Source organism: Kitasatospora sp. MBT63 (assembly GCF_000710465.2).
In the GTDB taxonomy this organism is placed as follows: domain Bacteria; phylum Actinomycetota; class Actinomycetes; order Streptomycetales; family Streptomycetaceae; genus Kitasatospora.
Window position 1 is genome coordinate 20,817 of the sequence record NZ_JAIZ01000188.1, and the last position, 11,819, is coordinate 32,635.

The following is an 11,819-nucleotide window of genomic DNA, read 5'->3' on the forward strand; positions in this document are numbered from 1 at the left end:
CGGCCGTGCTGCGCACCCGGCCGCAGCGCTACCGCCGGGGCCGGCGCGACGCCGCCGACCAGGGCGTTCCCGGGGCCGGCGGCAGCTCGGGCAGGCACCGCAAGCCGGAGCGGCCGCGCGGCCCGGACGAGCCGGCCGTGGCCGTGGAGCGGCGGACCGCGGCCCGGCTGCTGCTGGCACAGCCGCTGGTCACCGGCGGCGGGCCGCACGCCGCCGGTTTCCCGCTGATCCGCCGTCACGCCGACTGGCTGGCCGAGCGCTTCGAGCAGGTCCTCGGCTACCGGCTGACGGTGGCCGGCTGGTACGCCCGGCTGCAGAAGGCGCCGCTGCCGGGCCGGGCCCTGCCGGGCTTCGAACCCGCCACCTACGCCTGTCTGGTGCTGGCGCTCGGCGCGTTGGCCGACGGCCGGGCCCCCGACCTCGAGCACCCGCGGGCGCTGGACGTGCTCAAGGACTGGCAGGTGGTCGGCCACGACCCGCACGGCCTGGTGGTCGACCGGGAGCTGGCGGCGGCGCTGGCCCCGGCCGCGCCGCTGGCCGCGGCCGGACCCGAACTGGCGGTCCGCCGGCTGCTGGTGGAGACGCCCGTGGTGCTGCTGGACGAGCTCCGGCCGGCCGAGCGCGAGTGGCTGCTGCGTCGCCGGGGCGCGGAGGCGGTGCTGTTCGCCGACTTCCTCGGCCTGCAGACCGAGGCGCGGGCCGAGGGCGTGGCCCTGATCGACCCGGCGGGCGAGCTCACCGACCTCGCGCTGCCCGGGACCGGGACCCTTGCCCAGGCCGCGCTGCTCCTGGTGCAGGCACTGGTCGAGGAGTTGCGGCCGCTGCCCGAGGACACCGCACCGCCGGCCGTCCTGATCCCCGACGCCCTGATAGACGGCGCCCTCGGCGACGTCACCGACGACCACGGCCTGCGGGCCGGCTGGAGCCCCGAGTACCTGGCGGACCGCCCGGCCTTCCGCCGGGACGTCCTCGACCTGCTGGCGCGGATGCGGCTGATCGTCCCGGCCGGCCGGGCCTGGCTGCTGCGGGCGCCCGCAGCCCGTTACGCCCCGGCCGCCGACCCCGAGCCGGAGCCGCGCTCGGGCCGTCACTCCCGCCCGCAGGACTGCGGCCCCGGCCGCCCGGAGTGATTCCGGGGCCGGGGCCGATCCGAGAGCGGGTGCGGGTGGGTGCGGGGTGCCTGCCGGGCGCGGCTACTTCGGGCGGACGCGCTCCGCGACCGGGCGGAGCTCCTGCATGGTGGCGTCGTACTCGACCGGCTGTCCGGTCTCCAGCCGGTGGTCCTCGATCCCCATGATCGAGTCGTAGTAGACGGTCAGCTCGGGGCCGCCGTCGTCGGGGACGATGTAGCCGTAGCCGTGGTCCTGGTGGTACGACCGCACGGTGCCGGTAGCCATGGTGCCTCCTCGGGCCGAAGACCTATGGTCACCTGCAGTATCCGCTCGCCGCATGGGCCTCACCACTTCAGCGCGGCGGCGCTGGCGGCGGGCACACCGTGGCGCACGGTCTCCACGGTGGCGCCGACCCCGAGGGCGCCGAGCGCGACGGAGGCGGCGACGGCGGTGCAGGCGATCAGGCGCCGGTGCCGCTTGGGCAGCGGGAAGGTGTCGGGTCGGGCCTGCGCGGCGGGCGCGGCCGCGGACGGCTGGGCGTTCATGGCAGTGAGCATCACAGGGCGGCGTTAACGGTCGATACGTCCGGGTTAAGTCTGGGCAGGGCCTGGAAGTCAAGACCTCCGTGCAGGTGGCAGGGGCCGCCCGGGTTCACCCGTTCGGGCTATCAAGGTCCGGCCCGGGCCGGTTCGGGCAGGCCGGTCAGGCCGGTTCGTACGGGGTGAGCACCAGCCGGACCACGTCCTCCAGGCGCCGCCGGGCGTCGTCGAGGGTGGCGCGGCCGGTCACCCAGGCGGTCAGCTCGCCCTGCCAGGCATGGCCGACGATGTGCCGGACCAGGTCGCCGGCCGCGTCCGGGACCTCCGACATCACCGCGTCCAGCGCCGCCCGGTCGGCCCGGGCCATGCCCTGCAGCGCCTCGCTGGCGAACGGGTCGGTCGAGGTGGCGACCGCCACCCGCAGCCTGGCCAGTTCGGGCTGGCGCTGGTAGGCCCGCATGCCGTGCCGCACGAAGCGGATCGTCCGGTCGGTGTCGGACGGCCCGGAGCGCGCGCCGCGCTGTTCGGCCACCAGGTCGGCCAGCAGCAGCCGGTGCCAGTCGGCGATCGCCGCCGCCAGCAGATGGTCCTTGGAGGAGAAGTAGCGGTAGGCCGTGCCGAGCGCCACCCCGGAGCGCTCCGACACCTGTTTCATCTGGAGCCGCTCGACGCCGATCTCGGTCACCAGGGCGAGGGCGGCCCGGAGCAGACTCCGGCGCCGTTCGAGCTGACGGGGCGACATCGCCTCCACCGGCCGTGGTGACAGGTCAACCTTGGTCACCCGCCCATGATACGGGGCGGGTGCCCGGGTCGGTATGAGGCCTGATCAGGCCGGGCGGCCCGGGGCCCGCCGGCCGCCGTCGGCGTCCGGTCCGGCCAGGGCGTTCGCGGTTCGCCGCCGCCGCGCCGAGCAGCGCCTCCGGGCCCTGGCCGGGGTCACCGGCACGGCCTACCTGGCGCCGGGCCTCCGCTCGCGCACGAGGGTCTCCTGCACCGCGGAGGCCACCAGCAGCCCGTCGCGGTCGTAGAACTCGCCGAGCGCCAGACCCCGCCCGTCCGAGACCGAGGGGCTGCGCTGGGCGAACAGCAGCCACTCGTCGGCCCGGAACGGGCGGTGGAACCACATCGCGTGGTCGAGCGAGGCGAGCGTGATCAGCGGCGGCCCGGTGCGCTGGAACCGGTGCGGCTGCAGGTGCAGCGCGGTGGTGGAGGCCAGGGTGAGGTCGGACAGGTAGGTCAGGGCGCAGACCTGGAGCAGCGGGTCCTCGGCCGGCAGCGGGGTGCCGGTCCGCAGCCAGACGAACTGCTGCGGCACGCCCGGGAGTTCCGGGGGCAGCCCCGGGGTGTCGGCGGGGATGAACCGCATGTCGAGGGCGCGGAAGTCGGTGGCCCGGGCGAAGTCCTCCGGGTCGGCGCGCTCCCAGGCGACGAACGGGTCCGGCAGCTCGTCCGGTCCGGGCACCGGCGGCATGGTGCGCTGGCGTTCGCCGGACGCCTCCGGGACCTTGAACGAGGCGGAGAGGGTGAAGATCGCCTCGCCGCGCTGAACGGCCGTCACCCGGCGGGTGGCGTACGACATGCCGTCGCGCACCTGGTCCACCTGGTAGATGATCGGCCGTTGCGGATCGCCCGGGCGCAGGAAGTACCCGTGCAGGGAGTGCACCCGGCGGCGCGGCTCGATGGTCCGCCCGGCCGCCGTCAACGCCTGCGCCGCGACCTGGCCGCCGAACGCCCGCATCGGCGCCCCGGCATGGCACCGGCCGCGGAACAGGTTCTCGTCCAGCTCCTCGATCCGCAGCAGATCGGCGAACGACCGGCCCGCGTCCTGGTCCGCCGTCTCCTTGCTCATGGCATCCGTCACGGGATCATCCTGGCAGACCGGCCGCGCCGGTACGCCGGCCCGGGCGGCGCCGACGGCGAGGCAGAACCTGCAACGTGTTCCAGCAGGCCGCTCCGGTGGCGCCGCCCGGGTGGGCCTACGGTGGACCAGGCCGCCGTCCCTACCCGCCCGGAGCCGCCGTGCTGCACCTACGCCTGATCGTCCCCGCCGACCTCCGCGACGCCGTGCTGGCCCGCCTGGACTCGGTGGTGGGGGTGACCCACGTGGTCCTGCTGCCGGGCAGCGCCGTGCGGCCCGCCGGCGACCTGGTGCTGTGCGACGTGGCCCGGGAGGCCGCCGACGAGGTGCTCGGGGACCTGCGCGCGCTGGGGCTTCGCGAACGCGGCGCGATCGACGTCAGCGAGGTCGGGTTGACCATCTCCGCCGCCGCCGACGAGGCCGAGCGCGCAGCGCCCGGCGAGGGCGCCGACGCGCTGGTCTGGGAGGCGGTCTCCGACATCACGCGTGAGGAGTCCACCCTCACCGTCGTCTACCTCGCCTTCCTGACCGTCGCGACGATGCTCGCGGCCTGCGGCGCGGTGCTGGACAGCGCGATCCTGGTGGTCGGCGCGATGGCGGTCGGCCCGGAGTTCGGACCGATCGCCGGACTCTGCGTGGCGCTGGTCCAGTGGAGGGCCCGGCCGGCGCTCCGCTCACTGACGGCGCTGGTGGCCGGGTTCGCGGTGGCGATGGTGCTGACTGTCGGCTTCACCCTGCTGATGGACGCCCTGGGCCTGTTCACCCGGGCCGGGTTCGACTCGGCCCGGCCCAACACCTCGTTCATCTGGCAGCCGGACGCGATGTCCTTCGTGGTCGCCTTCCTGGCAGGCATCGTCGGCCTGCTCTCGCTGACCTCCGCCAAGGCCGGCGCCCTGGTCGGGGTGGCGATCTCGGTGACCACCGTCCCCGCTGCCGCCAACGCCGCCGTGGCGCTCGCGTACGGCGACTACGCACAGGCCTGGGGCTCGGCCGTCCAGCTCGCGCTCAACCTGGCCGGCATCATGCTGGCCGGCGTGCTCACCCTGCTGGTCCAGCAGGGGGCCTGGCGGCTGGTGCTGGGCGACCGCGCCCGCCGCGGCTGACGCCCGTACGGCGCGCGGCCCGCACCGGCACTCCGGTACGGGCCGCGCGGCCGGGGTCAGACCGTGACGCCGTCGTCCTCCACGCTGGCCGGCTTCTCGGGGGCGGCGACCGTGAAGTCCTGCGGCACCCGCAGGGCGGCCGGCTCCTCGGGCATCGCCGCGACCGGACGCCACCACAGCTTCACGGCCGGCGGGTCGGCCGGCTCGAACGGTTTGCCGGGACGCGGCGCGACCAGCGTCACCCCGAGCGCCCTGGCCGCCGCGACGGCCCGCTCGGCGGGCTCCTCCCACGGGTGCGGCGCCAGGTTGAAGGTGCCCCAGTGGATCGGCAGCAGCACCGCCCCGCCGAGGTCCCGGTGCGCCTGGACGCCCTCCTCGGGGGTCATGTGGACCTCGGGCCAGTAGTCGCTGTACGCCCCGACCTGCATCATCGTGGCGTCGAACGGGCCGAGCCGGGAACCGATCTCGGTGAAGCCCGGGAAGTAGCCGGAGTCACCGCTGTGGAAGACCCGGTGCCGGGGACCGGCCACCACCCAGGACGACCACAGGTAGTGGGCGCTGGTCCGCGGGCCGCGGCTGCAGTAGTGCCGGGCCGGGGTGGCGGTCAGCGTCAGCCCGGCCACCTCGGCCGACTGCCACCAGTCCAGTTCGACGATCCGCCGGGTCGGCACCCCCCAGTGCTCCAGGTGCGCGCCGACCCCGAGCGGGACGGCGAACACCGTCCCGGTCCTGGCCAGGACCTTGACGGTCGGCATGTCCAGGTGGTCGTAGTGGTCGTGCGAGATCACCACCACGTCCACCGGGCCCAGTTCGCGCAGCGGGATCGGCACCGGGTGGAGCCGCTTCGGGCCGATCCAGGAGAACGGCGAGCACCGCTCGTCCCAGACCGGGTCGAACAGCACCCGCTGGCCGTCCAGCTCCGCGAGCACCGAGGCGTGGCCCAGCCAGGTCAGCCGCAGGCCCGAGGCCGGCCGGGTGGCCAGCTCGGTGGGCAGCAGCCGGTGCACCGGGACGGCGGCGGCCGGCGCCCGGCGGGTCTTGTCGCCGGCCAGCTGGGCCCGGGTCGCCTCCAGCGGCGACCGCTCGTACACCAGCCGCCGGGTGGGGACGGGGTTGCGGAAGGCGCCCTCGGCGAAGTTGGGGGAGTTCTGCACCCGCCAGAGCCGGTAGCCGCTCGGATCGGCGCCGAAGGCCTCGGTGCGCATCCGGTGCCAGGTGGTCCTGGGCAGGGCCTTCAGCCGCTTGGTGTCGGCGAGTTCGGCGCCGAGCTGCAGCGTCAGGTCGACGGCGCGGCCGGCGGCCCGGCCTGCGGCACGGGAGATCCAGGGGGCGGGGCGGGGCACGGCACCTCCACGGGAGCGACATCCGTTCGGCGGCACCGCCGGCCGTGCTGGGCGGCGGTCGGCATGCCGAGGCGCGTACGGAGACCGGAGGAGCCCGGCGCCGCACGACGGCCGTCGAATGGGACATTACCGGGCGAATGCCCTGCTCACGCGGTGGAAACGGCGCAGGCGCACCGTTCGGCCTAGGCCGCGCCCGGCGGGCCCGGCCACCCCGGCCGGGCCCGCCGGGCGGTCAGGCCGCGTAGAAGCGCGTGATGGTGTCCGCGACGCAGTGCGGCTTTGCGGAGTCCGCGCTGGTGATGGTGAACCGGACCACCACCTGCACCCCGCCGGCCACCTCCTCGGCCGACACCAGCAGCGCGGTCGCCCGCACCGCCGTACCGACCGGCACCGGCGCCGGGAAGCGGACCTTCTCCGAGCCGTAGTTGAGCGCCATCCGCACCCCGTCGACCTGGTAGCACTCCTTGGCCAGCACGGGGATCAGCGACAGCGTCAGGTAGCCGTGGGCGATGGTGCCGCCGAACGGGCTCTCCTTGGCGCGCGCCGGGTCCACGTGGATCCACTGGTGGTCGCCGGTCGCCTCGGCGAACAGGTCCACCCGCTGCTGGTCCAGGGTGTGCCACTCGCTGGTGCCGAGCTCGGTGCCGACCGCGGCGGCCAGGTCGGCGAGGGAGGCGAAGGTGGTCAAGGTGCGCTCCATGGGGTAGGGGCTCCGGGCTACGGCGGCGCGGCCCGTCCGGGCCGCCGCCGTGACTGTCGGAGAGTATGCCTACTCGCCGGTCACCTGTCAGGAGGGTGCCGCTGCACGGCGGCCGTGGTCCCGGACGGCGCGCGCGGCCGGGCGCAGCCGGTGGCCGGAGACCAGTTCGGGGGCGAGCGCGACGTACACCGGGGCGCCGCCGTCGGCCCACGGGGCCAGGCCGCCCGCGCGCAGGGCGCCGTGCCGGACCGGGTCGCGGACCACCTCGGCCCGGCCGCGCACCAGCACGCTCCAGCCGGTCCGGGCCGCCGGGTCCAGGGCGTCCGCCTGGAACGCGGCCACCGTGCCGTCCAGGGCCCGGGAGGCGGGGCTGCCCTCGCACAGGGCCAGCATCAGCCTTCCGTCCGCGGCGACCTCGAACACCACCGGCAGCGCGGCCGGCAGGGCGTGCGCGGTGTACACCACCCGCCCCACGGGCACGGTGCCCAGCAGACGGCGGCACTCGGCCTCGGCCAGCTCCTCCACGCGCTCGTCACGGTCCATGACCCGATCGTGCAGCGCCCGGCGGAGCGGCGACAGGGCCCATGGTCCCGTCCTCGCGCCCCCGGAGGTCCCGGATGCGCTGGTTGCGGACCCGGCGGCGGCGCCGCGACGGTAGCTTGAGCGGCGGACGGCACCGGCGCGGCGGCCAGGGCCGGGGCCGGCCCGGGCGCGGCCCGGAGGTCACGGAGCGGCGCAGGCCGAGGGCACGGGCACGGATGGGGGCGGTACGGATGACCGGCGGCGGCATCGAACTGGTGGTGATCGGCGCGGACGGCGGGCCCGAGCGCGGGTACGCCGGCTCGGCCCGGGCGGCCGAAGGCGCGGCGGAACTCGCCCGCACCCTGCCCGACCGCGCCTTCGACGCCGGCACCCGCGGCTGCCGGGTCAGCCACCTGCCGGCCGGCGCCGACGCCAACGCCATGCTCACGGCCCTGCGCCAGGCCTCCCAACGCCCCGCCCGCTGGCTGGTGGTCTGCCTGCTCGGCCAGCTGGTCGCCGACCCGCGTGGCCGCCGGATCGCCCTGGTCACCGCCGGGTCCACCCCGGACAACGCCTACCGGCGCGGGCTCGCCTGGGACTGGGTGACCAGCGCCATGGTCCACGGCGACCAGGAGGAGACCCTGCTGCTGGTCGACGCGGTCGCCGACAAGGACACCTGGGCGGCGCTGGCCCGCGAGGACGGCGCCGGCGAGCTGCTCACCCACTCCCGGGTCCCGCTGTGGGGCCGGGTCGGCCGCTACACGGCCGGGCGGCGCGGCCGGGACGCGGTACTGCCGGGCGGCGAGGGGTCGTTCAGCTGGGCGCTCGGGCGGGTACTGGACCACGGGGTCCCCGGGGCCGCCGCCGCGGTCGGTCCGGAGGAGCTGCAGGCCGCTCTGGAGGCGCAGTTGGCGTGGGGCGACCTGGCGGCGGGCGGGGCGTCGGCCCGGCTGCTGCTGCCGGGCGACGGCGGACGGCTGCTGATGCGCAATCGGGCCGCGGTGCGGGGCGCCTTGGCCGGATTGTCGCTTTCTGAAGAACTGTTGGCAGTTCTGTGGCGGGAAAGTGCCCCAACGGATCCGCCTTCCGCGTAAGGTCAGAGCGCCCGGGGTGTTGCCGTGCCAGGGTGGGTTGGCGAAGAATCGATGGCCCCGAAGCAACACAGCGGGACGGCGGACAAGTTCTGCGGCCATGGTCACGGATGTGGCGGCTGCGGCGAGGTGGGGCGATGCGGCAGCGCGGAAATGTGTTGCGCCCTGGGGTGGTCGGGGTTGGTGGGGTGGCTCTGCTGCTGGTGCTGAGTGCTTGCGGCAGCAGCGGTTCGGCCGGTTCCGCGGAACGCCTGGGTACTCCTGTGGCGACTGTTCCCCATGGGAATGGGGTCACTCCTTCGAGTGGTTCGGGTGCGGAGCCGACGGTACCGACGGACGGCCCGGAAGGGGCCACTGCGGCCATCGTCGTGAGGTCCTATCAGGACTGGTGGGGGGCCCAGGCCGACGCGTTCGGGAAGTCCGATTCGGACAGTTCCCAGCTTCAGTTGTACTCCACCGGGCAGGCGTTGAGTGACTCCGTCGCGAGCCTGCACCAGTTGCACGAGGCCAAACTTGTGATGAGCGGTGCACCTCGCAACGCGCCGATCGTGAAGGCCCTTGATCTCACCGCGGAGCCGCAGACCGCGGTGATCGAGGATTGCCTCGATGTGACCGACTGGCACCAGGCCGACGCCGTCACCAAGGCGACGAAGGATCCCAAGCAGCGGCTTTCCCGATACGTCGCCACGGTCGGCCTGCGCAAAGCGGCCGGGCGATGGCTGATCGTGGACTTCAAACGCGAAGTGGGTCGGACATGCTGAAAACACTCCGGCGATTGGTCGTGTGCCTCGTCGCCTCACTCGGATTGGTGGCCGCCGGTCTGGCCCCGGCTCTCGCGGACGGGCCTTCGGGCGACGTGAATCCCTGTACCGTGCGGGATATCTGCGTGATCGTCACCGAACCGGGATCCACGCCCGGTCCCGGGCAACCGACCGGCGGCGGTGGCGGCGGCAGCAGCAACGGTGTGCCGATGTGCAGTTGGAACGGGCAGAGCTGGCCGTGCTGGGACGACGACCTCGGATGGTTCAGCAGCTCGGACGGCTGCTACTACCACCGGTCCGAGCCGCAACCCCCGGCTGGCGATCCGGCCTGGGCCGGGCACACCGCGGCCGACGGTGCCGTCTACGAGGTCAACTGCCGCGGTGTCGGCGGTCAGTTGTCGACCAAGCCGCCGGCCTTCTTCGCGCAGGCGCCGGGCGGCCCGCCGCCGGACAGCCCGGGGGTGCTGGCCAATCAAGCGTTCGCCAAGATGACCCTTGACGCACCGGAACTGCACGTTGCGCCGGCGGGAACCGCTGTGGTGGGCTCACCAGTGTGGTTCTGGTACACCCCGACACCGACCACGACGGGCACCCAGTCCAAGAGCGCCTCGGGCAACACGCTCACCATGACGGCGACGGCCACCCTGGCGCACGTCTACTGGTTCCCGGACGACAGGTCGGGGGACGGCAGCTCGCCCAAGCCCTCGGACGGGTCGGCCGTCGACTGCAAGAACAGCCCGGGGACGCCTTACACGCCCGGAACGGCCGCCGTGTCCAGCCCGACCTGCGGCTTCGTGTACAAGACCGCCTCGGCGAAGCTGCGCAACGACGCGTACTACCTCTCCGTGAAGCTGGTCTGGAACGTCGTGGTCACCCGGTCGGACACCGGTGGAGTGTTCCGCTCCTTCACCTTCACGAGGTACAGCGACCTGCTCGCGCTGCGGGTCGGCGAGGTCCAGGTCCTCAACTGACCGGTGCGACCGGACAGTCCAGCAGTCCCCGCAGCCCAGTCCAGCCCCGTACGAAAGGCCCAGCCCGGTGGAGAACCGCACCGTCCCGTCACCGAGCCCCGGCACCGCCGCGCTCGCCCCGGACCTCGCGCGCCCGGTGCCCCGCACGCCGTCGCGCAACCTGGGCGCCCGGCGGCGGCGGCCGGCCGTGCTGGCGATGGCGGTGGCGCTGATCGCCGCCGGCGGGCTGGGCGGTGCGGTGCTCTACAACAGCAGCGGGCAGCGGATTGCGGTGCTGGCGGTGGCCCGGGACGTTCCGGCGGGGCAGACCATCACGGCCGAGGACCTGGTGGTGGCGCACATAGCGAGCGACCCGGCGCTCAAGGCGCTGGACGCCAGGGACGGCGCCCGGGTGGTGGGTCTGCGGGCCACCACCGATCTGCACCGCGGGGCGTTGGTGCTGTCGGCCGACCTGACCGGCGAACCGCTCCTGCAGCCCGACCAGCAGACCGTCGGGCTGGCGGCCAAGCGCACCCAGCTGCCGGCCGCCAAGCTGCAGCCGGGACTCCAGGTGGTGATCGTCTCGACCGCCAAGTCGGACCAGCCGGTCCGTACCCCGGAGACCATGACGGCCGTGGTGACCACGGTGGGCAAGGTGGACACCGACGGCGGCCAGGTGATCGACGTGGCCGTCGGGCCGGCCGACGGCCCGCGGCTGGCCGCCTGGGTGTCGAGCGGCAACTTCCAGGTGATCCTCGCCCCGCGCGGCGCGGCCGCCGGTGCCCGCGGCGCGGCGCCGTCGGAGTCCCCCGGCTCCGGCGGTTCACCCGGTGCCTCGCCCAGCCGGACGGGTGGCGCCTGATGGCCGTGATCGCCGTCGTCGGCGGTACCGGCGCGCCGGGTGCCACCACCACGGCCCTCGCCCTGCTGCTGGCCTGGCCGCTGCGGCCGGGCCGCCGGGTGCTGCTGGTGGAGTGCGACCCGGACGGCGGGGCCGTGCTGGCGGGTGCCCTCGAGGGCCGGGTCGAGGCGGTGTACGGGCTGCGCAACCTGGCCGTCGCCGACCGCCGCGGGCTGCTCGCGCAGTCCATCTGGGACCAGCTGATCGACCTCTCCCCGGACGGCGGCGGCGACCGGCTGCTGCTGCCCGGCCTGACCGATCCCGCCCAAGCCCCCGGGCTGGCGTACACCTGGGAGCCGCTGGTCGAGGCGCTGCACGGCCTCGAACCGCAGGGCTACGACGTCATCCTCGACCTCGGGCGTTCCGGTGCGGCCGGCTCCAGTGCCGTCCTGGCGCGCCGGGCCGACGTGGTCGCCGTCACCGCACGGACCACGCTGCGCGGCCTGAGCGCCGCGCGGCCCCGGCTGGCGGCGCTGCGCGAGGACCTGGAGGCGGCCGGTTCCGGCGCCGACGCGCTCGGCCTGCTGCTGATCGCCGAGGGGCCGTACCCGGTGGCCGACATCGCACGGGAGCTGGGGATCCCGGCGCTCGGCCTGCTCCCGCACGCCCCGCGCACCGCCCGGGTGCTGTCGGACGGCGGGGACACCGCGGACCGCCGGTTCATCCGCTCGGAGCTGATGCGGACCGCGCGCAGCGCCGTCGACCAGATCCTGACCCTGACGGCCCGCCGGCGCGAACGGCTCGGCACCGTGCACGGGCCAGCCCAGGCCCAGCCGCCGCTCCAGCCGCAGGCCACCGGGTGGCCGCAGCAGCCCCAGCCGTACCAGCAGCCCTATCAGCCCCAGCCCTACCAGCCCCAGCCCTACCAGCACCAGCAGCAGCCCCCCGCGCAGCCGCAGGACCCGCAGCCGCCGGACCCCCGGTACGCGCCGCCGGCCG

General features: G+C 75.0%; 14 protein-coding genes. 7 read left to right on the forward strand and 7 right to left on the reverse strand.

Annotation, left to right across the window (positions count from 1 at the left end; genetic code table 11):
• Positions 1-1,130: DUF2398 family protein (locus AA75_RS47370; protein ID WP_368666560.1), on the forward strand; the 1,130-nt coding region annotated here is incomplete at its 5' end.
• A 63-nt stretch (positions 1,131-1,193) separates the two neighbouring features.
• Here AA75_RS47370 and AA75_RS13020 read toward each other — a convergent pair.
• The 4 genes from AA75_RS13020 to AA75_RS13035 form a co-directional block, all read right to left on the reverse strand.
• The gene (locus AA75_RS13020) at positions 1,194-1,397 is read right to left on the reverse strand and encodes a cold-shock protein (RefSeq protein WP_033820110.1); all 204 of its coding nucleotides are present in this window, start codon (positions 1,395-1,397) and stop codon (positions 1,194-1,196) included.
• A 59-nt stretch (positions 1,398-1,456) separates the two neighbouring features.
• Positions 1,457-1,657, reverse strand: coding sequence for a hypothetical protein (locus AA75_RS13025; protein WP_055731245.1), 201 nt, complete (start codon positions 1,655-1,657; stop codon positions 1,457-1,459).
• A 157-nt stretch (positions 1,658-1,814) separates the two neighbouring features.
• Positions 1,815-2,432 carry a TetR/AcrR family transcriptional regulator gene (locus AA75_RS13030; protein ID WP_082526470.1) on the reverse strand — a complete coding sequence of 206 codons (618 nt, stop codon included), beginning with the start codon at positions 2,430-2,432 and terminating at the stop codon, positions 1,815-1,817.
• A 168-nt stretch (positions 2,433-2,600) separates the two neighbouring features.
• Positions 2,601-3,512 (reverse strand): acyl-CoA thioesterase II, encoded by a 912-nt coding sequence (locus tag AA75_RS13035; RefSeq protein WP_359886093.1) that lies wholly within the window; start codon positions 3,510-3,512, stop codon positions 2,601-2,603.
• A gap of 158 nt (positions 3,513-3,670) precedes the next feature.
• On the opposite strand from AA75_RS13035, the gene AA75_RS13040 reads away from it, so the two are divergent.
• Complete coding sequence (locus AA75_RS13040) at positions 3,671-4,612, forward strand: DUF389 domain-containing protein (RefSeq protein ID WP_033820114.1); 942 nt, start codon at positions 3,671-3,673, stop codon at positions 4,610-4,612.
• Between the two features lie 56 nt (positions 4,613-4,668).
• Here AA75_RS13040 and AA75_RS13045 read toward each other — a convergent pair whose 3' ends face one another.
• From AA75_RS13045 to AA75_RS13055, 3 genes are all read right to left on the reverse strand, one after another.
• On the reverse strand, positions 4,669-5,817 hold the full coding sequence (locus AA75_RS13045) for an MBL fold metallo-hydrolase (RefSeq protein ID WP_082526471.1): 1,149 nt from the start codon (positions 5,815-5,817) through the stop codon (positions 4,669-4,671).
• Positions 5,818-6,187: 370 nt separating this feature from the next.
• Complete coding sequence (locus AA75_RS13050; protein ID WP_033820115.1) at positions 6,188-6,655, reverse strand: MaoC family dehydratase; 468 nt, start codon at positions 6,653-6,655, stop codon at positions 6,188-6,190.
• Between the two features lie 87 nt (positions 6,656-6,742).
• On the reverse strand, positions 6,743-7,198 hold the full coding sequence (locus AA75_RS13055; protein WP_033820116.1) for a pyridoxamine 5'-phosphate oxidase family protein: 456 nt from the start codon (positions 7,196-7,198) through the stop codon (positions 6,743-6,745).
• A gap of 215 nt (positions 7,199-7,413) precedes the next feature.
• On the opposite strand from AA75_RS13055, the gene AA75_RS13060 reads away from it, so the two are divergent.
• The 5 genes from AA75_RS13060 to AA75_RS13080 form a co-directional block, all read left to right on the forward strand.
• Entirely contained in the window at positions 7,414-8,271 is an 858-nt protein-coding gene (locus AA75_RS13060) for a hypothetical protein (protein ID WP_158515491.1), read from the forward strand.
• A 185-nt stretch (positions 8,272-8,456) separates the two neighbouring features.
• Positions 8,457-9,029 carry a hypothetical protein gene (locus tag AA75_RS13065; RefSeq protein ID WP_149038099.1) on the forward strand — a complete coding sequence of 191 codons (573 nt, stop codon included), beginning with the start codon at positions 8,457-8,459 and terminating at the stop codon, positions 9,027-9,029.
• A 209-nt stretch (positions 9,030-9,238) separates the two neighbouring features.
• A complete protein-coding gene (locus tag AA75_RS13070; RefSeq protein WP_149038100.1) occupies positions 9,239-10,000 on the forward strand; it encodes a hypothetical protein in 762 nt (253 codons plus the stop codon).
• A gap of 67 nt (positions 10,001-10,067) precedes the next feature.
• Positions 10,068-10,841 (forward strand): SAF domain-containing protein, encoded by a 774-nt coding sequence (locus AA75_RS13075; RefSeq protein WP_051812245.1) that lies wholly within the window; start codon positions 10,068-10,070, stop codon positions 10,839-10,841.
• Positions 10,841-11,819 (forward strand): hypothetical protein (locus AA75_RS13080; RefSeq protein ID WP_063794345.1); only part of this gene is annotated, 979 nt, incomplete at its 3' end. The genes AA75_RS13075 and AA75_RS13080, both read left to right, overlap by 1 nt.

Coding starts and splice junctions, on each gene's coding strand:
- AA75_RS13055 (WP_033820116.1), bottom strand. CDS start 7,198: ATGGACCGTGACGAGCGCGTGGAGGAGCTGGCCGAGGCCGAGTGCCGC.
- AA75_RS13060 (WP_158515491.1), top strand. CDS start 7,414: ATGGGGGCGGTACGGATGACCGGCGGCGGCATCGAACTGGTGGTGATC.
- AA75_RS13070 (WP_149038100.1), top strand. CDS start 9,239: ATGTGCAGTTGGAACGGGCAGAGCTGGCCGTGCTGGGACGACGACCTC.
- AA75_RS13020 (WP_033820110.1), bottom strand. CDS start 1,397: ATGGCTACCGGCACCGTGCGGTCGTACCACCAGGACCACGGCTACGGC.
- AA75_RS13050 (WP_033820115.1), bottom strand. CDS start 6,655: ATGGAGCGCACCTTGACCACCTTCGCCTCCCTCGCCGACCTGGCCGCC.
- AA75_RS13025 (WP_055731245.1), bottom strand. CDS start 1,657: ATGAACGCCCAGCCGTCCGCGGCCGCGCCCGCCGCGCAGGCCCGACCC.
- AA75_RS13045 (WP_082526471.1), bottom strand. CDS start 5,817: ATGCGCACCGAGGCCTTCGGCGCCGATCCGAGCGGCTACCGGCTCTGG.